The organism is Propylenella binzhouense (genome assembly GCF_009866965.1).
Taxonomy (GTDB): Bacteria; Pseudomonadota; Alphaproteobacteria; order Rhizobiales; family Afifellaceae; genus Propylenella; species Propylenella binzhouense.
In genome coordinates this window covers 48,086-73,842 of sequence record NZ_SPKJ01000009.1, presented here as the reverse complement: position 1 = coordinate 73,842, position 25,757 = coordinate 48,086, and the positions used below count along the sequence as shown (strand labels likewise).

General features: G+C 68.9%; 26 protein-coding genes. 8 read left to right on the top strand and 18 right to left on the bottom strand.

Annotation, left to right across the window (positions count from 1 at the left end; genetic code table 11):
* Positions 1-39 precede the first annotated feature (39 nt).
* The 3 genes from E4O86_RS05070 to E4O86_RS05060 form a co-directional block, all read right to left on the bottom strand.
* Positions 40-993, bottom strand: a complete 954-nt coding sequence (locus tag E4O86_RS05070; RefSeq protein WP_425500112.1) for an ABC transporter substrate-binding protein — start codon at positions 991-993, stop codon at positions 40-42.
* Positions 994-1,074: 81 nt separating this feature from the next.
* Positions 1,075-1,803 (bottom strand): metallophosphoesterase family protein, encoded by a 729-nt coding sequence (locus E4O86_RS05065; RefSeq protein WP_161139429.1) that lies wholly within the window; start codon positions 1,801-1,803, stop codon positions 1,075-1,077.
* Positions 1,793-2,590: a nucleotidyltransferase gene (locus E4O86_RS05060; RefSeq protein ID WP_161139447.1), complete on the bottom strand. Its 798-nt coding sequence runs from the start codon at positions 2,588-2,590 to the stop codon at positions 1,793-1,795. Before E4O86_RS05060 ends, E4O86_RS05065 begins: the two co-directional genes overlap by 11 nt.
* A 297-nt stretch (positions 2,591-2,887) precedes the next feature.
* On the opposite strand from E4O86_RS05060, the gene E4O86_RS05055 reads away from it, so the two are divergent.
* From E4O86_RS05055 to E4O86_RS05025, 7 genes are all read left to right on the top strand, one after another.
* Entirely contained in the window at positions 2,888-3,319 is a 432-nt protein-coding gene (locus E4O86_RS05055; protein WP_161139428.1) for a hypothetical protein, read from the top strand.
* A 160-nt stretch (positions 3,320-3,479) separates the two neighbouring features.
* On the top strand, positions 3,480-4,733 hold the full coding sequence (locus E4O86_RS05050) for a sensor domain-containing phosphodiesterase (RefSeq protein WP_246206219.1): 1,254 nt from the start codon (positions 3,480-3,482) through the stop codon (positions 4,731-4,733).
* Between the two features lie 161 nt (positions 4,734-4,894).
* Positions 4,895-5,926: a BMP family protein gene (locus tag E4O86_RS05045; protein ID WP_161139427.1), complete on the top strand. Its 1,032-nt coding sequence runs from the start codon at positions 4,895-4,897 to the stop codon at positions 5,924-5,926.
* A 73-nt stretch (positions 5,927-5,999) separates the two neighbouring features.
* Positions 6,000-7,520, top strand: coding sequence for an ABC transporter ATP-binding protein (locus E4O86_RS05040; protein WP_246206218.1), 1,521 nt, complete (start codon positions 6,000-6,002; stop codon positions 7,518-7,520).
* Positions 7,517-8,656 carry an ABC transporter permease gene (locus E4O86_RS05035; RefSeq protein WP_161139426.1) on the top strand — a complete coding sequence of 380 codons (1,140 nt, stop codon included), beginning with the start codon at positions 7,517-7,519 and terminating at the stop codon, positions 8,654-8,656. The genes E4O86_RS05040 and E4O86_RS05035 overlap by 4 nt, the downstream gene beginning before the upstream one ends.
* Complete coding sequence (locus E4O86_RS05030) at positions 8,657-9,598, top strand: ABC transporter permease subunit (protein ID WP_161139425.1); 942 nt, start codon at positions 8,657-8,659, stop codon at positions 9,596-9,598.
* Positions 9,598-10,896, top strand: coding sequence for an amidohydrolase family protein (locus tag E4O86_RS05025; protein WP_161139424.1), 1,299 nt, complete (start codon positions 9,598-9,600; stop codon positions 10,894-10,896). The genes E4O86_RS05030 and E4O86_RS05025 overlap by 1 nt, the downstream gene beginning before the upstream one ends.
* Positions 10,897-10,978: 82 nt before the next feature.
* Here the strand turns inward: E4O86_RS05025 and E4O86_RS05020 are convergent, their stop codons facing one another.
* From E4O86_RS05020 to E4O86_RS04985, 8 genes are all read right to left on the bottom strand, one after another.
* Positions 10,979-12,547, bottom strand: a complete 1,569-nt coding sequence (locus E4O86_RS05020; protein WP_161139423.1) for an alkaline phosphatase D family protein — start codon at positions 12,545-12,547, stop codon at positions 10,979-10,981.
* Between the two features lie 79 nt (positions 12,548-12,626).
* Positions 12,627-13,256: a hypothetical protein gene (locus tag E4O86_RS05015; protein ID WP_161139444.1), complete on the bottom strand. Its 630-nt coding sequence runs from the start codon at positions 13,254-13,256 to the stop codon at positions 12,627-12,629.
* Positions 13,257-13,320: 64 nt separating this feature from the next.
* Complete coding sequence (locus E4O86_RS05010; protein WP_343039099.1) at positions 13,321-13,683, bottom strand: hypothetical protein; 363 nt, start codon at positions 13,681-13,683, stop codon at positions 13,321-13,323.
* On the bottom strand, positions 13,680-14,282 hold the full coding sequence (locus tag E4O86_RS05005; protein WP_161139422.1) for a cytochrome c oxidase subunit 3: 603 nt from the start codon (positions 14,280-14,282) through the stop codon (positions 13,680-13,682). The genes E4O86_RS05010 and E4O86_RS05005 overlap by 4 nt, the downstream gene beginning before the upstream one ends.
* A 2-nt stretch (positions 14,283-14,284) precedes the next feature.
* Positions 14,285-16,198, bottom strand: a complete 1,914-nt coding sequence (gene ctaD, locus E4O86_RS05000) for a cytochrome c oxidase subunit I (protein ID WP_161139421.1) — start codon at positions 16,196-16,198, stop codon at positions 14,285-14,287.
* Positions 16,195-16,632, bottom strand: coding sequence for a hypothetical protein (locus E4O86_RS23130; RefSeq protein ID WP_205520710.1), 438 nt, complete (start codon positions 16,630-16,632; stop codon positions 16,195-16,197). Before E4O86_RS23130 ends, ctaD begins: the two co-directional genes overlap by 4 nt.
* 112 nt (positions 16,633-16,744) lie before the next feature.
* A complete protein-coding gene (locus tag E4O86_RS04990) occupies positions 16,745-17,443 on the bottom strand; it encodes a D-lyxose/D-mannose family sugar isomerase (protein ID WP_161139420.1) in 699 nt (232 codons plus the stop codon).
* Positions 17,440-18,132, bottom strand: a complete 693-nt coding sequence (locus tag E4O86_RS04985) for a PIG-L deacetylase family protein (RefSeq protein ID WP_161139419.1) — start codon at positions 18,130-18,132, stop codon at positions 17,440-17,442. The genes E4O86_RS04990 and E4O86_RS04985 overlap by 4 nt, the downstream gene beginning before the upstream one ends.
* A gap of 141 nt (positions 18,133-18,273) precedes the next feature.
* On the opposite strand from E4O86_RS04985, the gene E4O86_RS04980 reads away from it, so the two are divergent.
* Positions 18,274-20,094: a heavy metal translocating P-type ATPase gene (locus tag E4O86_RS04980; RefSeq protein WP_343039098.1), complete on the top strand. Its 1,821-nt coding sequence runs from the start codon at positions 18,274-18,276 to the stop codon at positions 20,092-20,094.
* 13 nt (positions 20,095-20,107) lie between these two features.
* Here E4O86_RS04980 and rfbD read toward each other — a convergent pair whose 3' ends face one another.
* From rfbD to E4O86_RS04945, 7 genes are all read right to left on the bottom strand, one after another.
* Positions 20,108-21,025: a dTDP-4-dehydrorhamnose reductase gene (gene rfbD, locus E4O86_RS04975; protein WP_343039097.1), complete on the bottom strand. Its 918-nt coding sequence runs from the start codon at positions 21,023-21,025 to the stop codon at positions 20,108-20,110.
* Position 21,026: 1 nt separating this feature from the next.
* Entirely contained in the window at positions 21,027-22,094 is a 1,068-nt protein-coding gene (rfbB, locus tag E4O86_RS04970) for a dTDP-glucose 4,6-dehydratase (RefSeq protein ID WP_161139417.1), read from the bottom strand.
* 29 nt (positions 22,095-22,123) lie between these two features.
* Positions 22,124-22,693 (bottom strand): dTDP-4-dehydrorhamnose 3,5-epimerase, encoded by a 570-nt coding sequence (rfbC, locus tag E4O86_RS04965; RefSeq protein WP_161139416.1) that lies wholly within the window; start codon positions 22,691-22,693, stop codon positions 22,124-22,126.
* A gap of 209 nt (positions 22,694-22,902) precedes the next feature.
* Positions 22,903-23,619: a glycosyltransferase 61 family protein gene (locus E4O86_RS04960; protein WP_161139415.1), complete on the bottom strand. Its 717-nt coding sequence runs from the start codon at positions 23,617-23,619 to the stop codon at positions 22,903-22,905.
* A 335-nt stretch (positions 23,620-23,954) separates the two neighbouring features.
* Positions 23,955-24,299, bottom strand: a complete 345-nt coding sequence (locus E4O86_RS04955; protein WP_161139414.1) for a hypothetical protein — start codon at positions 24,297-24,299, stop codon at positions 23,955-23,957.
* A gap of 114 nt (positions 24,300-24,413) precedes the next feature.
* Positions 24,414-24,764 carry a hypothetical protein gene (locus tag E4O86_RS04950; protein ID WP_205520709.1) on the bottom strand — a complete coding sequence of 117 codons (351 nt, stop codon included), beginning with the start codon at positions 24,762-24,764 and terminating at the stop codon, positions 24,414-24,416.
* 13 nt (positions 24,765-24,777) lie between these two features.
* Positions 24,778-25,617, bottom strand: a complete 840-nt coding sequence (locus tag E4O86_RS04945; RefSeq protein WP_161139412.1) for a sulfotransferase family protein — start codon at positions 25,615-25,617, stop codon at positions 24,778-24,780.
* Positions 25,618-25,757: the final 140 nt, after the last annotated feature.

Sequence of the window (25,757 nt, the reverse complement as noted above, 5' to 3'; positions counted from 1 at the left end):
CCGCTCCCGACGCGCGACGGCCGCGGCCGCGCCTCCCGCCTACTCGACGACCTTCGAGGCCCGCTGCAGGACCTCCGGCGGCAGCGTGAGGCCGATCGCGTCGGCCGTCTTCTTGTTGACCTGGAGGTCCGTCCCGGAAGCGAAGGTGACCGGGATCTCGCCGGGATTTTCGCCCTTCAGCACGCGTTCCACCACCGCCGCCGTCTGCACGCCCACGTCGAAATAGTTGAAGCCGACCGCGGCGAGCGCTCCGCGCGCGACGCTGTCCGTATCGGCGGCGAAAAGCGGCAGCTTCGCCGCATTGGCGACGCCGATCGCCGATTCGAGCGCGGAGACGATCGTGTTGTCGGTCGGGACGTAGATCGCGTCCACCTTGCCCACGAGCGAGCGCGTGGCGCTCTGGACGTCGGCCGACTTGGTGGCGGGCGCTTCCACGACGGTCATGCCTTCGCCGTCGGCGGCCTTCCTCAGGGCGGCCACCGAGGAGACCGAATTCGCCTCGCCGGGATTGTAAAGGACCCCGATCCGCTTCGCCTCCGGCGCGATCTCGCGGATGAGCGCGACATGGTCGGCGACGGGCAGCATGTCGGAGACGCCGGTCACGTTGCCGCCGGGCCGTTCGACCGAGGCGACGAGCTGGGCGCCGACCGGGTCCGTGACGGCGGAGAAGACGAGCGGCACGTCCTTCGTGGCGGCGGCGACGGCCTGCGCCGACGGTGTGGAGATCGCGACGATCACGGCCGGGTTCTCGCCCACGAACTGGCGCGCGATCTGGGCCGCGGTGGCGGGATTCCCCTGCGCGGTCTCGAACAGGTAGGAGACGTCCTCGCCCTCCTTGAGCCCCGCGTCCGCCAGGCCCTTCTTGATGCCGTCCCGCACGGCGTCGAGCGCCGGGTGCTCGACGATCGAGGTGATGGCGACGATCTTCGGAGCGGCTTCGGCGATGCCGCCCGCCAGCAGAAGGCCCGCCGCGGCGAGCAGGAATCCGCGCAGTCTCATCGGAACCCCCAATGTCCCAGAACCGGTTGGTCCTACATCGTCCGGAGGCTGGGGTCGAGATCGGGGAGGGGCGGCTCAGATCTCGATGAGGTGGTAGGGCTTCCCGCCCGGCTTCTCGATCATCCGGGCGACATTGTAGACGGGGACGCCGCTCGCGGTGCGGCCCTCGAAGGTGCCGTGATGGGCGTGGCCGTGCACGATGGCGCTGACGGGGAAGCGTTCGATCGTCTCCGCCAGGCGGGAGCAGCCGAGGAAGGGATAGATCTCCGGCGGCTCGCCCTTCACCGTATCGACGATCGGCGCATAATGGAGGAGCACCACGACGCGGCCCGGCCTTACGGCGCGGAGCGCGTTCTCGAGACGGAGACTCTCCTGGAGCGTCTCGGAAACGAAGGTCTTGATCGCGTTCTCGCCGAAGGAGCCGAGCATGAAGCGGCCGAAGCCGCCGGCGAAGCCCTTGACGCCGACGAACGCCACGCCGTCGATCTCGGTCGAACTGCCTTCGAGCACGCAGACGCCGACCTGGCGGAGGATCCGCGTCACCTCCTCCGCGCAGCCGCATTCGTGATCGTGGTTGCCGAGCACGGCGACGACGGGGATCGAGCAGCTGTGCAGGTCCTCCGCCAGCACTTCCGCCTCCTGCACCGTGCCGAGATTGGTGAGGTCGCCGGCGAGCGCCATCACGTCGGCCGTGCGGGAGATCTCGGCGAAGAGGTCGCGGAAGGCGTGCTTGTCCGTCTCGCCGACATGCAGGTCGGCGAGCGCCGCGACCTTCAGGCGCGCCCCTTCCGTTTCACCTTCCATCGCCGATACCCGTATCTCCGACGGGGTCGAAATAGCCCCATTCCTTCACGTCGATCACGAAATCCGCACGCGACAGCATGCGCCCGCGGCAGATCTTCGTCTGCGGCACGGGCAGCTCCTCCTGCAGGCGCACGCGGTCGAGCAGTTCGTGCATCAGCCAGGCCGGGACCCGGTGCCGTTCGGTGGGGTAGATGAAGCGGAAGTTGAGCACGTGGATCAGGAGGATCTCCCAGTACTGCTCCATGTGGTTGAGCAGCCGCCGCCAGTCGATGTTCTCGTGCTCCTTCAGCATGACATGGGCGATGTCGGCGCCGTCGTACCGGTTGCGGTTCTGGACGAAGGCCTTCGACCAGATCAGCTCGGTCGGCGGGAGCACGCGGACGCGGGTGCCGAAGATCTCGGCCTCCCGCACCTCCTCGAACCACTGGTCGGTCACGGGCGTCACGCCGGCGGTCGAGTTGAAGATGACGTCGAAGAAGAGCTCGCCCCTGCGCACCTTGGCGAGCCAGCGCTCGTCCTCGATCTCGGTCTGGTATCCCCGCGCCGCGAAGCAGTGCAGGATGCGCGGATAGTCGCCGGGCTTGCAGAAGATGTCTATGTCCTTGGTCGGCCGGCTGATTCCGGTATAGGCGCCGACTGCGAAGGTGCCCGCCACCAGGAAGTCCGGTCCGCAGGTCGACAGCGTCCGCAGCGCCTCGGCATAGAATTCCACGGCGTCGGGCGAATGCAGGGCGGGGGCCGCCGCGGAAATTTCCCCAGGCGGTCTCTTTTCCTCCGCGTCCGGCATCTTCTCGGCGACCAGCATGGTTTTTTCCTATCCAGATTTGGGCAAACGGCGCCGCTTCGCCGCGGTTCCCGTCGCCTCGCGGGCCTGGAACACACGTTCCGTGCCCGCCGTCGTGCCGTGCGCGTGGCCATTTGGCGCGCGAAGGTTCCCGCCCCGGCGCGGCGATGCGGCTGACGAGGCGCCTCTTGGCGGCGACCGCTCTTCGGTACATGGTGCCGCCGTGATTGGCGGCGGTGCGCGGCCGGGGAGCGCGCGAGGGGGAGGGCGATGTCGTTCGAGCCGGATTCTGCGAGGGGAATGCGGCCGTCGGAGCCTGTCTCGTCGCCATCCGCGCGGGAGCGCATCCTGCCGGACGTGCTCCTCGGCATCGTGCTTCTCGGCGTGCTCATTCTCGGCTTCGAGGCCTTTCACCAGGAGCTCCTGCCGGGAGTCCGGCTTCCGGCCTGGCTCGCTTATGCCGGCGGGGCGCTCCTCGCGCTGCTGGTCGGGATTGTCGCCTACTGGATCCGCGAGGAGATCCGCCCGCGGCCGCTGCTCTACCCCGTCTGCGAAATCGTGCTCGGCTGCTTTCTGGCGACCCAGGCGCTCCACCCGGACAACGAGGTCATGTTCGTCCGGGTGCTGTCCTTCGCGGCCGGGGTCCTGGTCATCGTCGACGGGCTGAAGCGGTACCGCGCCTTCGACCGTGTCCGCAGGCACCCGGAGACGGGCGGACCCGAGCTCGAGTGACCGCCGGCGATGGAGCCTCGGCCGGCTGCTTCCCCGAACGGGTGTTTGCCTTTCCTTCGCCGTGTTTGACGCGGAGGGAGGGGACGCTTGCGCGACCGGCGCCGGATCGCGGAATATGTCGGGCGGGTGAGCGCCCGTCTTGCTCACCGGATTCGAGCGTATGAGCCGAGCGACCGACGCGGTGGAAGGTCTCGTCGACTGGATGCAGCCTGACCCGGGAACGGCGCGCCAGACGATCAGGCGCGCGCTGTCGGCCGTCAGACAGCATTTCGGGATGGAGGTCGCCTTCGTCTCGCGCTTCGCGGACGGGCGCGCTTATTTCCGGGACGTGGAGGCGCCGGCGACCGAGGCCGTCGTATGCCCGGGAGCCTCGGTCGACCTCGATCAGGTGTATTGTCGGCACGTCTTCGAGGGGCGCCTGCCCGGGGTCATTCCGGATACCTCCGCCGAGCCCCTCGCGGCGGCGTTGCCGATCACGGCGGCGGGACCGATCGGCGCCTATATGAGCGTGCCGATCTGGCTCCCGGACGGCAGCCATTACGGCATGTTCTGCTGCTTCCGCGCCGATCCCGACCCGTCGCTCAACGATCGCGACCTCCGGATGATGAAGGTGTTCGCCGAGATCGCCGGGTTCGAGATCAGCCGCGATCTCGAGGCGGAGCGGGAGGCGACCGCCAAGCGGGAGCGGATCGGCAGGCTCATCGCCGAGGGGCGTCTCTCGGTCGTCTACCAGCCCATCTGGGACGTGCGGGAGCTCGTGCCGGTCGGGATGGAGTGCCTGACGCGGTTCTCGGCCCTGCCGGCGCGGTCGCCCGACGAATGGTTCGCCGAGGCGGCCGAGACCGAGCTCGGCAGCGTGCTCGAGATCGCGGCGCTCAGGAATGCTTTCGCCGGCTGGGGCGCGCTGCCGGAGCATGTCTATCTCGCCGTCAACGCATCGCCGAAGACGGTGCTCGGCGATGCGTTCCGCGAGGCGCTCGATTCCGTTCCAGTCGAGCGCCTGGTGCTCGAGATCACGGAGCATGCGCCGGTCGAGGACTACAACCTGTTCCTGTCGGCGATCCAGCCGCTCCGCCGCGCCGGGCTCAGGCTGGCGGTCGACGATGCCGGCGCGGGCTATTCCACGCTCCAGCACATCCTCAATCTCTCCCCCGATTTCATCAAGCTCGACATGGCGCTGACGCGGAACATCGACCGCGATCCGGTCCGCCGGGCGCTCGCCTCCGCGCTCGTTGCCTTCGCCCGCGACACCGGCAGCACGGTGGTCGCCGAGGGCGTCGAGACGGAGTCGGAGCTCGCCGCGCTGAAGACGCTCGGGATCGACCGCGCGCAGGGCTTCTTCCTCGCCCGCCCGATGCCGCTCGAAAATGCGATCGGCCTCTTCGGGGCCGGCCGTGCGAGCGCCTCCGCCTGATAGACCTCTCGCGGGGCGCCGGCGCTCCGCCCGAGGCGCGGGTTGCCGGGCGTCGCGCCGCGCCGGCAGTGGAAAAGCGCGCCTGCGATGCGGCTGCCCTCTGGACGGCAAGGAAGTTGCATGATGCCGTTCCCGGGAAGATCGGGCAGGAGGGATTTCACATGTTCGACAGCTGGCAAGAGGGAAGGCGGGTCGTGGGAGCGGCCCTGTCGCGGAGGAACGTGCTCGGAGCCGCCGTCGCGCTGGTCGCCGGCGCCGCGGCGCTCGCGCCTGCGGCGGCGCAGGACAAGCTGAAGGTCGCGGCGATCTTCTCCACGCCGATCGAGGAGCCCTGGGTCAACCAGGTGCACGAGGCGCTCCTCAAGGCGCACGAGGAGCTCGGCGTCGAGTACAAATGGGCGGAGAGCGTCCCGTCGTCCGACTATGCGCGCGTGCTGAGGGAATTCGCCCGCGACGGCTACGGCATGATCTCCGGCGACGCCTTCGCGGCGGAGGACATCACCCGCCGCGTGGCGCGCGAATTCAAGGACGTCGCCTTCGTGATGGGCTCCGGCCAGGGCCCCGCCGAGCCGAACTTCGCCGTCTTCGACAACTGGATCCACGAGCCTGCCTATCTCTCGGGCATGATCGCCGGAAAGATGACGAAGTCGAACATCCTCGGCTCCGTCGCGGCGATGGACATTCCGGAGGTGGCGCGGCTCGTGAACGCCTTCTGCGCGGGCGCCAAGGAGGTGAACCCGGCGGTCAAGTGCAAGGTGAGCTTCATCGGGTCGTTCTTTGATCCGCCGAAGGCGAAGGAGGCCGCGCTCGCCCAGATCGCCGCCGGCGTCGACGTCATCTATGCGGAGCGCTTCGGCGTCATCGAGGCGGCGCAGGAGAAGGGGATCCTCGCCATCTCCAATATGTCCGACCAGGCCGCGCTCGCGCCCGACACCGTCGTCACCGGCCCGGTCTGGGACATGTGGCCGACCATCCAGGCGGCGGTGAGGCAGGTGCAGGCCGGGGTCTTCACGGCCCAGGATTTCGGCACCTTCTCCACCATGACGAAGGGCGGCGCGTCGCTCGCGCCCTTCCACGCCTTCGAGGAGAAGCTGCCGCCGGACGTCATCAAGATGGTGAAGGACCGGGAGGCGGCGATCCTTGCGGGCGATTTCCGCGTGCCGGTCAACGAGTCGACGCCGGTTTCGGAGTGACGGGGAGCCGCTCCTCGGCGCGGCCCGGACCGGCGGCCAGGGGGCGGCCGTGAGCGCAGGGCGGGACGTCGCGATGATCCCTGACGCGCGTCCGCCGCTCGTCGCGATGCGCGGCATCTCCAAGCGCTTCGGCCCGGTACAGGCCGTGGCGGATGTCGACCTCTCCGTGGCGGCCGGCGACATTCTCGGCCTCCTCGGCGAGAACGGGGCCGGCAAGACGAGCCTGATGAACGTCCTCTTCGGCACCTACGCGGCCGATGCGGGTACCATCGAGGTCGACGGGCGCCCGGTCGCGATCCGCAGCTCGGCCGATGCGCTCGCCGTGGGGATCGGCATGGTGCACCAGCATTTCGAGCTGGTGCCCCGCCACACCGTCCTGGAAAACCTCCTGGTCGGCAGAGCGGGGCCGGACGGCCGGCTCACCCGCGCGGCCGCGCTCGAGCGCCTCGCCCGGATCGGCTGCGACTATCATCTCGAGCTCGATCCGGACCGGCTCGTCGGCGATCTCGCCATCGGCGAGCAGCAGCGTGTGGAAATCGCGAAGTCGCTCGTGCGCGGCGCCCGCATCCTCGTGCTCGACGAGCCGACGGCGACCCTGACCCCGCGCGAGGCGGAGGGCCTCTTCCGCGCGCTCCGCTCCATGGCCGCGCGCGGAATGGGCGTCATCTTCATCTCCCACAAGCTCGGCGAGGTGCTCGCGCTCACCAGCCGCATCGCCGTCATGCGCCACGGCCGGATGGCGGCCGAGCGGGCGAATGACGGCAGCCTCTCCAAGCCGGAGCTGGCGCGGCTGATGTGCGGGCGGGACCTCGCGCCGCCTGAGAAGCCGGCAATGGCGCCCGGCGCGCCGCTCCTCGTGCTCGACCGCGTTTCCGCCCGCGGGCGCGTCCCGCTCCGCGACGTGTCGCTCGCGCTGCGGGAGGGCGAGATCGTCGGCATCGCGGGCGTCTCCGGCAACGGACAGCGCGAGCTGGCGGATCTCGTCGCCGGAATCCTGCCGCCCGCTTCCGGCACGATCGCGGTCGCCGGGAGGGCGGTTCCAGACCCGTCGCCCAGGCGGATGCAGGCGCTCGGGATCGGCCGCGTGCCGGAGGACCGGCTGACGACGGGCATGATCGGCGCCATGCCGCTCTCCGAATCGATGGCGCTGCCCTGGATCGACGAGCCGCCCTTCTCGCATCATGGGGTCCTCGACCGCCGCGCCATCCGGGCCTTCGCGGCCGCCGGGATCGCCCGCTTCGACATCCGGACGTCCGGGCCGGACGCGCGCACCGGCACGCTCTCCGGCGGCAATCTCCAGAAGGCGCTCCTCGCCCGCGAGCTTGCCAGGGGACCGCGGATCCTGCTTGCCGCCCAGCCCACCCGCGGCATCGATGTCGGCGCCACGGAGTTCGTGCACGCGCAGTTCCTCGCGCTCCGCCGGGCGGGCGGAGCCGTCCTCCTCGTCAGCGAGGACCTGGAGGAGCTCTTCGCCCTCTCCGACCGGATCGCGGTCATGTATGCCGGCCGGATCGTGGCCGACCTCCCGATCGGGGAGGCGAGCGTGGAGCGCGTCGGCCTTCTCATGGCGGGCGTCGAGGAGCGGGCCGCATGATCCGCGTCCGGCTGGAGCGCCGCGAGGTGACGCCGGCCTGGCTCCAGGTCGCGATCCCGATCGCGTCCGTGCTCGTCACGCTCGTGCTCTGCGCGGCGCTCGTCCGGGCGGCCGGGGCGGACGTGATCGAGGCCTACCGGATCCTTCTCCTTTCGACCTTCCGCTCCGGCTACGACGTCCAGGACACGCTGGTGAAGGCCGCGCCGCTCCTCTTCACCGGGCTCGCCGTCCTCGTCGCCTTCCGGGCCAAGTTCTGGAACATCGGCGCGGAGGGGCAGCTCATGGCCGGCGCGGTCGCGGCCTGCTTCGTCGGCGAGCGGACCTTCCTGCCGGCCGTGAGCCTCGTGCCGCTGATGATCGTCTCGGCGGCCTTGTTCGGGGCCCTCTGGGCGCTCCTCCCGGCCCTCCTCAAGGTGCGCCTCAAGGTCGATGACGTCGTCACCACGCTGCTCCTGAACTTCATCATGCTCTATGGCGTGACCGCGCTCCTCGAGGGGCCCTGGCGCGACCCGAAGAGCGGCTACCCGAACGCGCCCTCGGTCCGGATCGAGGCCGAGTTCCCGCTCGTGCCGGGGCTCGGCGTGCATCTCGGCGTGGCGCTCGCGCTCGCCGCGGCGCTCCTCGTCTGGTGGATGATGAGCCGCACCACGCTCGGCTTCAGGATACGCGCCGTCGGGCACAATCCGGCCGCGGCCGCCTATGCGGGGATCGGCGTCGGCCGCGTGATCCTGACGGCGGCCCTCGTCTCCGGCGCGCTCGCCGGCCTCGCGGGGGCGGGGGAGGTGGGCGGCGTGCGGTTCCAGGTCACCTCGGATCTCTCCTCGGGCTACGGCTATGCCGGGATCGTGGTGGCGACGCTCGCCGAGCTCAATCCGCTCGGCGCCGTCCCGGCCGCGCTCTTCTTCGCGATCGTCTTCAACGGCGCCGGGACGATGGCGCGCGCGACGGGCGTGCCGATCTATCTTGCCGACGTCATCCAGGGCGTCGCGCTGGTCACGATGGTGGCCGGACGGCTCTTCGCCACCTATCGGCCGAGGCTGGTACGTCCGCTCGCCCCGGCGCCCGCGCCCGGCCCCGAGGCAACGCCGTCCCCCCTCGCCGGGAGGGGAGGCGGCGTCGCGGCGGAGGGCCGGTAGGTGGAAACCCTCGTCACCTTGCTTGATGTCGGCTTCTTCGCCGCCTTGGTGCGAATCTCGACGCCGCTTCTGCTTGCGAGCCTCGGGGAGCTCCTCAGCGAGCGCTCGGGCGTGCTCAATCTCGGCATCGAGGGCATCATGCTCTTCGGCGCGATGACCGGGTTCACGGTCGCCTATTTCAGCGGCAGCCTCTGGCTCGGCGTCCTTGCAGCGCTCCTCGCCGGCGCGCTGGCGGGGCTCCTGATGGCCTTCCTCGCCGTCGTCCTCGGCGTCAGTCAGCATGTCTCCGGCATCGGCCTGACGCTGCTCGCGACCGGGCTCTCCTTCTACGTCTACCGTCTCGTCTTCGGGCAGCCGGCCTCGCCGCCGAACGTCGTGCCGTTCCGTCCCTGGCCGGTGCCGGTGCTGTCGGATCTTCCGGTCGTCGGCCCGATCCTCTTCAACCAGATGCCGCTCACCTATCTCGCGCTCCTGGCGGTGCCGGCCGTCGCGTTCCTCCTCTACCGCACGCCCTGGGGCCTCGATCTGCGCACCGTTGGGGAGAACCCGCGCGCCGCCGATGCGGCCGGCGTGAACGTCTGGCGCATGCGCACGCAGGCGCTCGTCATCGGCGGGGCGATGATGGCGCTCGGCGGCGCCTATCTCTCCATCTCGCAGTTCAACGCCTTCACCTTCGGCGTGGTGTCGGGGCGCGGCTGGGTTGCCGTCGCGCTCGTCGTGTTCGGCCTGTGGAGCCCGTGGCGCTGCGCGGCCGGCGCGCTCCTCTTCGCCGCGCTCGAGGCCCTGCAGCTCCGGCTCCAGGCCAACAACGTCCTCCACGTGCCCTATCAGGTCCTGCTCATGCTGCCCTTCGTCATGACCATCGTCGCGATGGCGATCGTGTCGCGGAACGCCCGCGCGCCCGCCGCGCTCCTCGTGCCCTACCGGAAGGAGGAGCGCTGATGGCGTTCGACCTCATCGTCCGGAACGCCACGCTCCCCGACGGCCGCACCGGCGTCGACATCGCCTGCGCGGAGGGCCGCATCGCCGCTCTGGAGCGCGGCATTTCGGCGGAGGCCGCCCGCGTCGTGGATGCGGCCGGCCGGCTGGTCTCGCCGCCCTTCGTCGACTGCCACTTCCACATGGATGCCACGCTCTCGCTCGGCATTCCGCGCATGAACCGGTCCGGCACGCTCCTGGAGGGCATCGCGCTCTGGGGCGAGCTGAAGCCGCTCCTTACCGTCGAGGCGGTCGTCGAGCGCGCGCTCCGCTATTGCGACCTCGCCGTCTCGAAGGGCCTGCTCGCGATCCGGTCCCATGTCGATGTCTGCGACGACCGGCTGACCGCCGTCGACGCGCTGCTCGAGGTGAAGCGCACGGTCGCCCCCTATATCGACCTGCAGCTCGTCGCGTTTCCGCAGGACGGCTACTACCGCTCGCCCACCGCTGCGGGAAACCTCGAGCGCGCGCTCGACAGGGGTCTCGACGTGGTCGGCGGGATCCCGCATTTCGAGCGCACCATGGCGGAAGGCGCCGCGAGCCTGAAGGCGCTCTGCGAGATCGCGGCGGGGCGCGGGCTCCGCGTCGACATCCATTGCGACGAGAGCGACGACCCGATGTCGCGCCACATCGAGACGCTCGCCTACGAGACGGAGCGGCTCGGCCTGCAGGGGCGGGTGACGGGCTCGCACCTCACCTCCATGCATTCCATGGACAATTACTACGTCTCCAAGCTCCTGCCGCTGATCGCGGAGGCGGGCGTGCACGTGGTCGCGAACCCGCTCATCAACATCGTCCTCCAGGGCCGCCACGACACCTATCCGAAGCGGCGCGGACTGACGCGGGTGCCGGAGATGCGCGCCTATGGCATCAACGCCGCCTTCGGCCAGGACTGCACGATGGATCCCTGGTACTCGCTCGGCGGCGCGGACATGCTCGACGTCGCGCATATGGGCCTGCATGTCGCGCAGATGACCTCGCGCGAGGCGATGCGCTTCTGCTTCGAGGCGGTCACGTCCCACGCGGCCGCGGTCATGGGCCTGGAGGGCTACGGCCTCGCGGTCGGCTGCAATGCCGATATGGTCGTGCTTCAGGCCCACGATCCGGTCGAGGCGATCCGGCTGCGCGCCCGCCGGCTCGCCGTGATCCGGCGCGGCAGGGTCGTCGCGGAGGCCGAGCCGGAGCGGAGCGTGCTCCATCTCGAGGGCCGGCCGGCCGCGGTCGATCCCTCCGCCTACTTCCCTGCGAACGCCGACGCCTGAGCGCGTCCGGCGCTGTGGCGGCGGAAGGTCCGGCGCCGCGGAACCCGGCGGAGCGGAGGCTCCGCCGGACTTCGCTCGACCGTCAGCCGAGCTTCGGCTCCAGATCGGTCGACCAGAGCACGGTGTCGGCCGCGTCGAGCAGGCTCACCGTCATCATGCGCGTGTCGGCGGCGATCCGGACATGGCCGAAGAACTGCAGGCCGGCCGAGGGCGGCAGGTTCGCCTGGCCGTCTTCCGGCGCCTTCACGTAGCGCAGTTCCGGTCCGAACGTGTTCTCGAGCTGGTTCGGCCCGAACGTGCCGGCATGGATCGGGCCCGACACGAACTCCCAGAACGGCTCGAAATCCTGGAACTCGGCCTTGTCGGGATTGTAGTAATGGGCGGCCGTGTAGTGCACGTCGGCGGTGAGCCACACCGTGTTCCGCACCTTGGCGTGCTTGATGAAGGAGAGCAGGCCCGCGAATTCGAGCTCGCGGCCGAGCGGCGCGCCGTCCCCCTGCGCGATCGCCTCGGAGCCGGGCACCCCGCCCTTCAGCTTGTCCGGGACGATGAGGCCGATCGGCATGTCGGCGGCGATCACCTTCCAGGTCGCGCGGGAGGCGGTCAGCTCGCGCTTCAGCCAGTCGATCTGGTCGGTTCCCAGGAACACCGTCTCCGGACCTTCCTCGGGCTGGCGGTTCTCGGTGTTCGGCCCGCGATAGGTCCGCATGTCGAGGAAGAAGATGTCGAGGAGCGGACCGTAGGCGACCTTGCGGTAGACGCGCTGGGGCTCGGCGAGCGTCGTCGCGATCGGCATGTATTCGTGGAAGGCGCGCGCCGCGCGGGCCGCCAGCAGCTCGATCGACTTCACCTTGTAGCGGTCGTCCGCGGCGAGGTCCTTCGCGGACGACCAGTTGTTGGTCACCTCGTGGTCGTCCCACTGCGTCAGCACCGGGACGGCCGCATAGAGGCTGCGGACGTTCTCGTCCATGAAGTTGTACTTGTACTGGCCGCGGAACTCGTCGAGCGTCTCGGCGACCTTCGACTTCTCCGCCGTCACGATGTTCTTCCAGACGGAGCCGTCGGGGAGGCTGACCTCCGCCTGGATGACGCCGTCGGCATAGATGTTGTCGCCGGAATGGATGAAGAAGTCCGGCGCGTGCTTCAGCATCGTGCGGTAGGCCGTCATGCCGCCGCGCGCGGTGTCGATGCCCCAGCCCTGTCCGGCGGTGTCGCCCGACCAGGTGAAGGAGATGTCGCGCAGCCCGTTCGGCGCGGTGCGCAGGCGGCCGACGAGGGGCTCGCTGACGGCGTTGATGTCGTTCAGGTCCTCGAAGCGGACGCGGTAGAAGATGTCCTGCCCGGCCGGCAGGTCGAGCGCCATGAGCTTCGCCGTGAGGTCGGTGTCGGGCAGCGCGTCGATCGCGGGCAGCCGCACCGGGTTCTTGAAGCTCTCGGTCGTCGCCCATTCGAAGAAGGCCTTGGACGGCCGATCGGCGCGCGACCAGAGCACCGCGCGGTCGAAGCCGACATCGCCGGACTGGAGGCCGTGGCTTGCGATCGGACGCGACTGCGCGCGCACGATCGCCGGCATGGCGAGCGAGGATGCCGCCGCGAGGCCGGTCGCGGCGGACGAAAGCAGGAATTTTCGACGAGACACGCTGATCTGCATAGGGTCCTCCTCTGTCGAGGAGGCACTCACACCATTGCCCTGTGACGTCGGCTTCACGCCGTCATGACGCTTTGCCGACTTATTTATTTCTGACGAATTCCGTCAGGAAATCGGCGTAGCGCTCCGGGTGCGGCCCGCCGCCTGCCGCCGTGCCCGGCCGGCGAAGCCAGCCGCGGCGGGGCGGGACGTAGCTGTAGATGCTGCGCTTCGGCACCTCGCGCCAGCCGATGTTGAAGGCGGCGTAGCGCGGGAAGACCTGCAGCTCGGAATAGGGCAAATGGTCGTCGATCCACCAGGCGATCGCCTCCCAGTCGCCGGTGCGCTCGTAATAGGGGATGAAGGCGTTGACGATCACCGTCGCCATCGCGCCCGTCCGTCCCTCCGCGTCGGGCGCGTCCCAGATGTGGCGGGCGCGGTCGGCCTCGTTGCGCGCGCAATTGTGGCCGCGCGCGTTGCAGACCCGGTTCACCTCGGCGGAGCGGTAGCCGGAGCGGATCGAGATCCGTCCGAAGGCGTCCGCGAGCGGCTCGAGCAGGTCCTCGCAGAGCCGCCGCCCGGCCGCGATCGCGCGATCGGGGTCGTCCGGCACGTTCGGAAGGCCGTAGAGGCTCGCCACCTCGGAATGCAGGAAGTCGCGCAGGAAGAACGAGCGCGAGAGCCGGACCCTGCCGAGCTCCTCCAGTCCCCTGACGCTGCCGGGCCTGCGCATGGCGCCGGTCTCGCGCCGCCGGGCGGGCCTGTCCACCCGTTCCTTGCCGTTCGGGCGCAGCGCCTCAGCGCTCGCAGCCCGAGAAGAAGAGGCCGGCGCTCGCATGGAGCAGGATGACGAGCGTGAAGAGGGCCGCCGCGGACATCCCGACTGCCGCGCCGAGCCGGTGCGGGAACCCCGCCTCCGGCCGCTCGAGCGAGCCGGACTTCGCGAGCTTCCGCCAGGAATGCCAGGACAGCGCGCCGCCCGCCGCCGCAAGCAGCGCGAGCGCCAGCGCGACGGCCGGGACGACGTTGATGCCCGTCGCGCAGACCCAGGGCACGAGCGCGTAGTTGAGCTGGGTCGAGACCGCCCATGCGGCCGCGCCTAAGGCGAGCCCGGACCAGGGCAGCCAGCGTCCTTGCCGGCGGTCGGGGCGCGGCCTCACAGCCGCGGCACCCAGTAGATGAGCACGTAGAGCGGCAGCCAGGTGAGCACCACGAAGTCCCAGTAGAAGGCGTTGTCCGACACGTCGCTGAAGCGCTTCCCCGATCGGCCGAACCGGGTCCACATCAGCGCCGCGAGGACGAGCGTGTCGCCGACATCGGTGATGAGGTGCGTCGTATGCAGGCCGAGCAGCACCCACACGGCCGAGCCGTAGGCGTTGCTGTCCCATCTTATGTTCAGCATGCCGAACTCGAACCAGCGCAGGACGAGCGGAGCCGCCCCGAATGCCGACATGACGGGCATCCAGATCCGCACCGCGCGGATGCTCTCCCGCTCCGCCGCCGCCTTCAGGATGTGGTTCGGCACCACGCTGGCGAGGAGCAGGATCGTCACGAGCGTTCCCGCCAGGAGGTCCGGCGGCCGCGCATTGATCGGCCATTCCGGGTTCACGAAGGCGAGATAGAGGTAGGTCGCGCAGGCGATCGCGAAGCCCATGCCCTCGAGCGCGCAGAAGCCGAGCGTTCCCCACCACATCGGGCTCTTCGGCCCGAAGCCGTAGTCCGGGAGCGCGGAATAGTCCGCGACGCGCCGCTCCCGCATCCTCATTCCTCCTTCGCGCTCTTCGGCCAGAACCAGCCGACGAGAGCGGCCGCGATGAAGGGGGATCCGGCGACCACCGCCCAGGGCGTGTAGATCGAGCCGAACAGGGTGAGGCCCGAGAAGAGCGCGGCGACGAACGGCCAGATGGAGGGCTCGACCGCCATGTCCCGGAGCTCCGGCCGCGCTTCCGCGGGCGAGGTCACGAAGGTCTCGCGGCGGTCCACCCGCAGGCCGGTGACGACCGGAAGCGCCGTGCGCTCGCTCCAGAGCGGCTCGCGGCTCGTGACGAGGGGCGTCAGCGCGAAATTGTAGGGCGGCGGCGGCGAGGCGGTCGCCCATTCGAGCGTGCCGGCGCCCCAGGGATTGGAACCCGCCGCCCGGCCCGAGCGGTAGCTCGTCACCGCGTTGACGACGAGGAGCGCGAAGCTTGCGGCGAACATCAAGGCGCCGGTCGTCGCAAGGAGGTTGAGCCCGCCCCAGCCGAGCTCCGCCGGATAGGTGTAGACGCGCCGGGGCATGCCCTGAAGGCCGAGAATGTGCATCGGGAAGAAGGCGAGGTTGAAGCCGGCGAAGGCGAGGCCGAAGTTCCACGCCCCGAGCCGCTCGCTCATGAGCCTGCCGGTGACCTTCGGGAACCAGTAGTAGATCGCGCCGAGGAGCGGGAACACGGCGCCGCCTATCAGCACGTAGTGGAAATGGGCGACGACGAAGAAGGTGTCGTGGACCTGCAGGTCGATCGGCACCGAGGCGACCATGACGCCGGTCATCCCGCCCGCGACGAAGATGAAGACGAATCCGAGCACGAACAGAAGCGGCGTGTGGAAGCGCGGCCGCCCGCCCCACAAGGTCGCGATCCAGCAGAAGATCTGGATTCCGCTCGGCACCGCGATCAGCATGGAGGAGGCGGTGAAGAAGCTCTCGCCGAGCTTCGGCAGCCCGGTCGCGAACATGTGGTGGACCCAAAGCCCGAAGGACAGGAAGCCGGTCGCGATCAGCGCCAGGACGAGCGGCACGTAGCCGAAGACGGGCCGGGTCGCGAACGTCGCGATGATGGCCGAGACCATGCCGGTGCCCGGGATGAAGATGATGTAGACCTCCGGATGCCCGAAGAACCAGAAGAGGTGCTGCCAGAGCAAAGCGTCGCCGCCGGCGCTGGTCTCGAAGAACCTGGTCTCGACGAGGCGGTCGAGGATCAGCAGCGTGCTGGCGATCATGACGGAGGGCATGGCGAACATGATCACGAAGGCGTTGACGAACTCGGCCCAGACGAAGAGCGGGATGCGGTCGAGCGTCATGCCGGGGGCGCGGTGCTTGAGGACGGTCACGATCAGCGACACCGCGACCGCGAGCGAGGACACCTCCGTGAAGGTGACCATCTGCGCCCAGAAGTCGACGCGCTTCGTCGGCGAATATTGCAGCGAGGAGAGCGGCACGTAGCTGAACCAGCCGGTATCGGCGCCGGTGTTCAGCAGGAAGGCGATCCAGAGCATCAGCCCGCCGAACAGGAACATCCAGTAGGCGAAGTTGACGAGGCGGGGGAACGCCACCTGCCGCGCGCCGACCATCAGCGGCACGAAATAGAGGCCGATCGTCTCCATCACCGGCACGGCGAAGAGGAACATCATCGTCGTGCCGTGCATGCTGAAGAGCTGGTTGTAGAGGTCGGGACCGATCAGACCGCTTTCCGGGCGGGCGAGCTGCAGGCGCATCACGAGGGCCGCGCTGCCGCCGAGCAGCAGGAAGAAGAGCGCGGTCAGGACGAAGCGGAGCGCGATCCGCTTGTGGTCGACCTCGCCGATCCAGCCGGACAGGCTGGACCGCGTCGCCCATGTCCTGGCGAGCGCCGCCCGCAGCGCCGCGTCGTCGAGGTCGCGATCCCGGATCTCGCGGTCGAGCGGCGGCGCCTCGGCGGTCATGCGAGGGGCCTGCTGGCGCCGTAGCTGAGGATGGTGAATGCGGCGACGATCGCGGCCGTCAGGACGACCAGGATCCCGACCACGCGGCGGGCGCGGGCCTCGAAGGCCGGGTCGAGCGCGAGCGGATCGGCGAGGGGAGCGCGCCGCGCACGCATGATCGCCACGGCAAGGCCGAGCAGGACGAGGAGCCAGATCGTCGTCAGGGTCGCCGTGAAGAGCCAGAAGAGATCGGCGATCCGCTCCGCCGCCGGGCCTTGCGGATCGAGGGCGGATTGCGGTCCGCTGCAGCCGGCGAGGGCGAGGACGGCGAGCGGTGCCGTCGCCGGCCGGCAATTGCCTCTTCCGCATGGGCCCGGGTCGGGAGGCCGAAGCTTCGCGCGTGCCGCGAACCGGATGCGCGGAACACGAGCATGCACCGCGAAAGTCCCTGTCATCCGATCCCGTCTTCACCGGCAAAGGAACGGCTTGTTCAACTCGCCTGCCGGGCCGCGAGTTCCGGCGCAGCTGCAACCGCGCCTTTGCGCCCGAAAGAATGCCGCCCCGGCGTCAGGGCGCGGAGCGTGGCCCCAGCGTGTCGTAGTCGCCGACGAGAAGGCGGAACGGCGGCTCGTCCTCCTCGATTTCGGGAAAGCGGGGCACCGCGTCCAGGAAGATGTTGTCGGCGAGGTCGTCGTTGACCGTCGATACCTCGCCGACGAGGACGTCGCCGAGTTCCGCCTGAAAGGCGTGCCAGATGCCCGGAGTCAGCGTCACGCTCTCGCCGGGATAGAGCCGGATCCGTCCGCCCGCGCCGAGGCGCCGCTCCCGCCCGTCGGCGAGCACCGCCACCTCGGCGTCGGAGGCGGGAGCGCCGTCGGGTCCGGAACCGAAGAGCTCGACGGCGAGCACCGCGCCGGCCCGGTTGATGATGTCCTCCGTCTTCCAGGCGTGCTTGTGCATCGGGCAGCTCTGTCCGCGGCGGACGATCATCGCCTTCTCGCAATAAGGCGGTCTCGGGCTTCCGCCGGCCGCGGGCGGAGCCCCGTTGCGGAGCGTGAAGAGCAGGAGGCCGGTCCGCCGGAATTCGCCCGACCCGAAATCGGTGACGTCCCAGCCGAGCCGGGCGGAAAGGATCGGGCCGATGCGCTCGCGGCGGCGGCCGAATTCCTGCGGCGACCAGTCCGCGAACGGAGGCAGGGCGAAGCCGAACCGGTCGATCGCGCGCCGGCCGTCCTCGATGATGGCGTTGATGGCGGAGCGCTTCACGGATCGGCTCGCGGGTTGCCGCCCCCGAAGGGGCGCACGAGCGGGGCGGGCGGCAGGAGATCGCGGATGTCGGCGAAGGGGAAGCGCGGCGCGAAACGGTACGCTTCGGCGTAGGTGCCGGCCGGCCCGTGGCACTGCATCGCCCGGAGGCGGTTGAGCGTTTCCGCCATCTCGACGAACCGCTCGGGCCGCTGGCTTTCATGCATGCGGATCGCCGCGCGCTTCGTCGCCATCGCCGCCGTCACGTCGACATAATGCGTCGGCTCGAAGCCGGCGCCGGCCATGGTGTCGGCGTGAAGGACAGGGACGTCGAAGGCCGCGGCGGTCACGACCGCGGCCGCGAGCGCCCGGTGGTCGGGGTGGTAGTCGTTGAGCGCGTGCGTGACGACGAGGTCCGGCGCGAGCGCGCCGATCTCCGCGGCGAGGAGGCCGGCGAGTTCGCCGTCCGCGGCAAGCCCGCCGTCCTCCCGGCCGAGGAAGCGCGGAGCGACGCCGGCGAGGCCGGCGGCCGCGATCGCCTCGTGCCGTCGTCGGGCTGCAAGCAGGTCGCGGTCGCCCGCGCCGCCGCGGGCGCCGTCGGTCGCCACCGTCCAGCCGATCTCGTCGCCGCGTGCCCGGGCGGCGAGCATCAGGCCGAGGAAATAGATCTCGGCATCGTCCGGGTGGGCGCCGAAGCCGATGATGCGCATCAATGTCCCGTGCGAGCTCTCGTTGTTCTAAGGATTCCGAACCTGCCGGACCAGACCATGACGCGAATTCCACCGCCAACGCCGCCGCTCCGCCGGGCGACAGGGCTGAGCAGCCTGCGGACCCGCGTGGATGTCGCCCTGGTGGCCATCGCCTTGGCCGGACTTCTCGCCGGCACCTTCGCCGCCATGCTCGGCGAGGCGGCGATCGCGCGCTGGGCGTGGGGGCTGGCCGTCATCCCGGTGCTCACCGGGCTCCTGGTCGAGATTCTGACCTCGCTCCGCCGCGGCGAGGTCGGCCTCGACCTGATTGCCGCCCTCGCGATGGCCGCCGCGCTCCTGCTCGGCGAGCCGCTCGCCGGGCTGGTGGTGGCGCTCATGTATTCCGGCGGCCAGTTCCTGGAGACCTATGCCGGCCGGCGGGCCCGGCGCGAGCTGGCCGCCCTTCTCGCCCGCGTCCCGCACACGGCGGCCCTCTACCGGGACGGCGCTCTCGTCGAGGTGCCGCTCGAGGCGATCGGCCCGGGCGACCGCGTGCTCGTGCGGCAGGGGGACGTCGTTCCCGCCGACGGCGTCCTGGCGAGCGGCGCGGCCCTCCTCGATCAGTCCGCGCTCACCGGCGAATCGATGCCGGTGCGCCGCGGGGAGGGCGAGGACGTGCTGAGCGGCGCGATCAACGCCGATGGCGCCTTCGACCTCCGCGTCGCCCGGCCCGCGGCGGAGAGCACGATGGCCGGCATCGTCCGGCTGGTCGCCGCGGCGGAAGCCTCGAAGGCGCCGATGGTGCGGCTTGCGGATCGCTACGCGCTCGTCTTCCTGGCGCTCACGGTCGGGCTCACGGCGGCGGCCTGGCTCGCTTCCGGCGATCCGCGCCGCGCGCTCGCCGTCCTGGTGATCGCCACGCCCTGTCCGCTCATCCTCGCGGTTCCGATCGCGCTCATTGCCGGGGTCTCGCGTGCGGCCCGGCGCGGGATCCTGGTCAAGGGGGCGGCGGTGCTCGAGGCGCTCGCGGCGGTCGGCGTGCTCGTGGTCGACAAGACCGGCACGCTGACGACCGGCCGCGCCGAGCTGGTCGGCCGCGCGGACCTCGCGCCGGATCCGGACGCCGCACTCGGGCTTGCGGCTTCCCTGGAACTCGCCTCCCGCAATCCGGTCGCGGAGGCGATCGTGCGCGCCGCCCGCGCGCGGGGCCTGCCGCTCGTGCCGCCGTCCGACGTCCGGGAAGAGCCCGGGCTGGGGATCGCCGGCAATGTCGGGGGCCATGCGGTGGTGGTCGGGCGTCCCGCCTTCGTCGCCGAGCGCGTCGTCAGCCGCGGTGGAGGCGCCGCGCGGAGAGCGGAGGACCATCTCTCCGTCGCGGTCGGGATCGACGGCGATCTCGCCGAGATCTTCTATCTCGCCGACCGGGTCCGGCCGGAGGCGCGGGATGCGCTCGGCGCGCTGCGGCGGCTCGGCTTCATGCGTGCCGTGCTCGCGACAGGCGACCGCCGCGCCGTCGCGGAGCCGATCGCGCGCGAGCTCGGCTTCGATGCCGTCCATGCCGAGCTCGCACCGGAGGCGAAGGTCGCGATCGTGACGGCCGAGCGCGCCGGCGGCCGCGTCATGATGGTCGGCGACGGCGTCAACGACGCCCCCGCGCTCGCCGCCGCCGACGTGGGCGTCGCCATGGGCGGGCACGGGGCGGCCGCGAGCGCGGAGGCGGCCGATGTCGTGCTCCTCGCCGACGATCTCGCGCGCCTCGCCGCCGGTGTCTCGATCGCACGCGACAGCCTGCGGATCGCGCGGCAGAGCGTGTTCGCCGGCATCGGCCTTTCGACCCTCGGCATGATCGCCGCGGCGCTCGGCCACATCCCGCCGATCCAGGGCGCGCTGATCCAGGAGGCGATCGATCTCGCCGTCATCCTGAACGCGCTGCGCGCGCTCGGCGGCGGGTCCGGCGGCCGTCCAGGCGCCCGTTCCGGCTGAGCGGTACCCCCGCTCACCCGCTCGTGCAGGGCTCGTGCGTCAAGACGTCCACGCATTGCCGCACGCTCGCCTGCCAGGCGGGCAGGCGGAGCCCGAACGCCCGTTCGAACTTCGCGCAGTCGAGGCGGGAATTCGCCGGACGCACTGCCGGCGTGGGATAGTCGGCCGTCGTGACCGGCCGCACCTTCGGCACCTTCCGCCGGTGGGCGGCGCATGCGAAGACGAAGCGGGCGAAATCGTACCAGGTCGTCTCGCCCGAGCCCGCGACGTGGTACGTCCCGTAGGGCATCGGTGCGCCGGTGCCGATCCGGTCGACGACCGCAAGGATCGCCGCGGCGAGGTCGCAGGCCGCGGTCGGGCATCCGCGCTGGTCCGCCACCACGGCGACCTCCTCGCGCGTCTCGGCGAGCTTCAGCATCGTCTTCACGAAATTGCCGGCGAAGGGGCTGTAGACCCAGCTCGTCCTGAGGATCAGGTGTGCCGGCAGGCGCTGCCGCACGGCCTCCTCGCCATCCGCCTTGGAAGCGCCGTAGACGCCGACCGGGCAGACCGGATCGGTCTCGACATAGGCTTCGGCCTTCCGCCCGTCGAACACATAGTCGGTCGAGATGTGGAGGAGGGGCACGCCGGCCGCGGCGGCGAGCTCGGCGAGCGCGGCCGGGCCGTCGCGGTTGACCGCATAGGCCGCGTCAGCGTCGGTCTCCGCCCGGTCGACCGCGGTATAGGCGGCGGTGTTCACGATCGCGGCGGGGGCGAGCGCTCCGATCTGCGCCCGCATGCTGGCCGGGTCGGTGAGCTCGAAGCCGTCCTCCCGCCCGCGGCAGACGATGCGCCAGCCGGGCGGCGCCGCGCTTCCCGCGAGCGCATGCGCCAGTTGTCCGGATCGGCCGGCGACCAGCAGGGTGCGTGAAGGACCTCCGGAAACCGCCACGTCAGGAAGCGCGTTTTCGACCCGCGATGAGCCCGAGCCGCTCGCCGGAATAGACGCCCTCGCGCAGCGGCCGCCACCAGGCCTCGTTGGCGAGGTACCAGGCGATGGTCCGCGCGAGCCCGGTCTCGAAGTTCTCGCGTGCCCGCCAGCCGAGCTCGGTCTCCAGCTTCGTCGCGTCGATCGCGTAGCGCTGGTCGTGGCCCGGCCGGTCGGTGACAAAGGTGATGAGCGAGCGCCGCGGGCTGCCGTTCGGGCGGAGTTCGTCGAGCCGGTCGCAGATCGCCTCGACGACGGCGAGATTGGTGCGCTCGTTGCGCCCGCCGATATTGTACTTCTCCCCGAGCCGCCCCTGGGTCAGCACCAGGAAGAGCGCGCGCGCATGGTCCTCGACATAGAGCCAGTCGCGGATGTTGTCGCCGCGGCCGTAGACCGGCAGCGGCTTGCCCTCGAGCGCGTTCAGGATGACGAGCGGGATCAGCTTCTCGGGGAAGTGATACGGCCCGTAATTGTTCGAGCAGTTGGAGATGACGACCGGCAGGCCGTAGGTGTGGTACCAGGCATTGGCGAGGTGGTCGGAGGCGGCCTTGCTCGCCGAATAGGGCGAGTTGGGGCTGTAGGGCGTCGTCTCGCTGAAGAGGCCGTCCTCGCCGAGCGTGCCGTAGACCTCGTCGGTGGAGACGTGCAGGAAGCGGAAGCCGTCGCGCTTCTCGCCCGCGAGCGAGTTCCAGTAGCGCCGCGCCGCCTCGAGCAGCGTATAGGTGCCGACGATGTTGCTCTGGATGAATTCCGCCGCCCCGGTGATCGAGCGGTCGACATGGGATTCGGCGGCGAGATGCATGATCGCGTCCGGCCGTTCCTTCGCAAGCAGCGCGTCGAGCCCGTGGCCGTCGCAGATGTCGAGCCTGGCGAAGCCGTAGAGCGGGCTGTCGGCGATCGGGGCGAGCGAGGCGAGGTTCGCAGCGTAGGTCAGCTTGTCGACGTTGATCACCGAGACGCCGAGATCGCCCACGAGATGCCGGCAGACGGCCGATCCGATGAAACCCGCCCCGCCGGTGACCAAGACCTTCATGCGATACCTCCGGCGGGATCGGCGGCGCCTTACCCGGTGTAGACGAAGTCGACGTCGAGCTGCTTGAGCAGCGGCTGGTTCCTGTCCTTCTCGGAAAGCACGGCCTCGGCCTCGGAGACGCCCCAGTCGATCCCGAGCTCGGGATCGTTCCAGCGCACCCCCTTGTCATGCTCCCGCGAATAGAGGTTGGTGACCTTGTATACGACTTCGGTGTCCGGTTCGAGCGTCACGAATCCGTGCACGAAGCCGACCGGAACCAGGATCTGGTTCCACGCATCCACGCTGATCACGGTGGAGACGTGGTGCCCGAAGGTCGGCGAGCCGTGGCGGATGTCCACCACCGCGTCGAGCACGGAACCGCGCACCACGCGCACGAGCTTCGCCTGCTCGAAGGGCGGGCTCTGGAAGTGGAGGCCGCGGAGCGTTCCCTTGGTGCGCGAAAGCGAATGGTTGTCCTGGACGAAATGCAGGTCGAGCCCCGCCTCGCGCATCGCCTCCTCGTTCCAGGTCTCGGAAAAGAACCCCCTCTCGTCCATGAAGCGCTGCGGCCTGATGACCTTGACTTCCGGGAGCCCTCCGAGCGGGCTAATGTCCAGCATGCGTGGCACGTTTCCTGCCTGTCTTGAGGCATTGGTAGAGGGGAGGTGCCGCTTTGGTCAAGCGCCCTGGCGCAGAGGGCGGGAAGCCGCCGCGGCAATGCGACCGGAGAGGGAACCTGGACTGCCCGGTTCGCAAGCCGGAGCGGGCGCATTTGGACATGCTTCTGCAACTTTGTCGATTGCGCGTACGGGTCCGCTGGAAGGGGCCGTCACACTGAGTTTATCTCAGCCAGATCAAGTGCCGCGAGCGAATCGAGCAGGTCGCCGGGCGTGCGAGCCGTATGTCCGTCCGCATGAAAACCACTTACGAAGCGGTACGGTTGTCCGAGCACGGTCGAAATCTGCCACTGCGTAGCGTTGCGCGGTTCAACGCGGGATGCTGCGCGCCGGTCGCCAATTTCGATAACCGGAGTTCCCATCGCGCAGAAGATGGAATTATGCAGATTGCTTCCCGAGAATCCGATCAATGCGGATGCGGAGCCAAATGCGCGCGCCTGCTCTTCCGGGCTAAGGGTGGCGCCGTCGATGACCTCGAAGCCCGATCGTCTCCAATGGTCGTATAAGGCCTCCTCGGCGGGGTGCGCACGCATATGACCGGCAGGACGTCTGGCGACGATCGGGTGGCGAGCACCGGAGCAGGCATAAGCAGCGCGAATGTTTGAATAGACCTCGCACGCAATCGGATGCACGCCAGTCTGTCCGATAGGCGTCCCAAATACCGCGATCCGCTCCGGAACATGCAGGGTTCGCACCCGGAGTGGCCCGAGTTGAAGCCGGATGGGGCGGTGCCCCCAACCAGCCGCAGACAGCAAGGGCTCCATGCGCTTCAGAGGTGCCTTCAGCCAATTGACGTTCGGGGAAGCCGCGAAGGGCAGGAACAACACCGGGCAATCGGGTAGCCCGCTGCCCGCATAGGCAGTGGTCATGGACTCATAGATTATATGACCCCAGGTCGGAAAGAAGTGGCCTCCGAAGATGGCTTCTCCCACTTCCTCGCACTCGGAAAATTGCGCAACCCGAATGCAGACAGGATCGGCCGGAGCGGAATTCTCGCTGGGATATGCCGGCCGCAATGAACTGAGGACAAGGACGCCGCGCGAGTCGTAGGCAGCCCCGGAATAGGTGCGGGTGTCGGAATCGAACCTGAACGGAGTCAAATAGGCGCGCGAGACTGACTCGATCGCAGGCGACAAAGGGCGGCCAAGGAAGGAGTGGACTGCCGTCACTTGTGGAAATCAGACTGGGCGTGCGAGTTGCCGCATCACGAGGCGGTCTCCGCTGCGAGCGGCGAGAGAGCGTAATATTGGTCGTCAAGACTGTAATTATAACGTCGCATCTCCGGTCCCGCGATCCGGACGAAGCTCTCCTGCTCCGCCGGGCTCCAGTTGGTTCCGGCCAGCGAGACTACGTCATAGTGCCCCTCTTGCGTGCCCTGCGGGCGCGGCCCGGACAAGATCGCCTCCATCCGCTTGATCCCGTCGTCATCGATCGAAAGAAACTGCGCAAGCGACTGAACTGTCTCCTCCGGCCTGCGCAGAAGATCGAGTTGATCTATCTCGATATAGGGGGCCGTTAGCGCGGTTCGCACTCTGGCCCACTCCGCCATGCATTCGCTCCAAAGGAATGCATGGCGCTCGAGCGGCACGGCGGGAAACTTGCGAAGGCGGGAAAGGACGTTCTCTATCCCTCGCCGCTTGGCGAAAATGAACCGGGCGTCGGGTCACATCCGCACCAGGGTGGGCGCCGCCGAGATCATTTCCACCATCGGGGTCTTGTCGACGAACTGTCGTCCTCCGTGAACCCGCTCCGCTTCATCGCGAATGGCGGCGAGCAGCGAAAGCTTCAGCCGGTCGCGATCAACATTGGCGATCAGGCGCTTCTCTCGCTTGAGCGCTTCGGCTCGAGCCCTGAAGAATTGCTCGAAGGCGGTCTCAATGTGGTCTGCCAGAGACAGGAAATGGCCTTCCGGAAACCCCGGCAGTCCTGTCCCTCGCACAACCAGGTTGTACAATACGGAGGTGCCGGACCGACCCGATCCAACGATGAAAATGGGGCCCGTAGCGTCTGTCATTCGGCCTGAGCCCCTATTGGTACCCAAGGAGCGCGAGCTCCCTCGCCCGTGAACTGAATATGGAGCGATGATCGTCTTCGGCATCATCCTCCCAACGAGCTATGCTTCTGCTTTGATTCGATGTTTGATGACCTTCGGTGTGATGGTCGGCGAGCGTGACAGCGGCCTCCATTCCGATGATCTCGTCTGGATCGACAGGAATTCCGTGAAATGAAACGATTCTGCTGAAAAATTCGTCAGGATTGGCCATCATTTCTTCGTACCTGACCTCAAGTATCCGCCCTTCATCCAAAAATTGCGCGAGCAACTTTCTCGCCGACATATAGTACTGAACAATGCTGTTGAATAAAAATTCATCACCGTTCGCTTCCCCGAAGCTCAGGTAACCGCGCTTTTTGTTGAATGACTTGATCGAAAAAAAGGCAGAGCGCGGGTCGCGAAGGAGGATGACCGACCTGGATCCGGGCCATGTTTGTAGGATCGTGGGAGCCAGATTCAGGCCGAAGCCCTTTTCGAGAATGATCTCAGGTCGAGATTTCTGTTGAGCCGCGGCTATCACTCCGTACCCGGCCTGCGCCTTCTGACTATAATCACCGCTCTCCGCGAATGCGGTTTTTGCTGCGTCCAGGAGGGTTTGATTGCCTGGAAGAACGGCGCGATATTCGGCGTTGCCTACAGTCACCGGTGCGAACCCGGCAGGCACAGGGCACGACTGAGTAGCAAGGATATACTGCACCAATCGCACTTCGTAAGGGAAAGGTTCGCTCACAACGAATGCGGGATGAGCAGAAAGAGCGCGCATGAACGCCGTTGAGCCTGTCCGCCCGTAGGTCAAAAGCAGCGTGAAATTCATGGCGTCCTCAGCAAACCTTTCACCAGCGCAGCCGCAACGGAAGCCGACCGCATATGAGCTCTGCAAAAAAGTAAAAACCTAGCTCGCAATAAGGAAGTTCACGTTATGTCTGAGTTTGGAGACTTGGCTCTGTCGGGCGT